Source organism: Microvirga pakistanensis (genome assembly GCF_004458765.1).
GTDB lineage: Bacteria > Pseudomonadota > Alphaproteobacteria > Rhizobiales > Beijerinckiaceae > Microvirga > Microvirga pakistanensis.
In genome coordinates, this window is the sequence record NZ_SPJX01000557.1 from 1 (window position 1) to 223 (window position 223).

Here is a 223-nt window from a genome sequence, read left to right on the forward strand (position 1 = left end):
AGCAGGCCGAAGCCCCGATACCCGCTGAGCTCCCCGTCGGCGCCGAAGACCGGCACGCCGCCCAAGGCGACCGGCACCTCCAGGGATGGATCGTCCATCGCCCAGGAGACATTCCTCGCAGTCCAGGTCTCACGGCGCGCGAAGCATCCCGCGATCTCCCCCTCGGGATCCGACACGACGGAGCGCGTCAGTTCGTCCCAGGTTCGGCCCACGATGTCCCCTG

The 223-nt window shown here is 69.5% G+C and carries 1 protein-coding gene; it reads right to left on the reverse strand.

Features of this window, described 5'->3' with window-relative positions:
- The coding region (locus E4K09_RS23785; protein ID WP_134500163.1) for a hypothetical protein at positions 1-212 on the reverse strand (212 nt) is incomplete at its 3' end.
- Between the last annotated feature and the right edge of the window lie 11 nt (positions 213-223).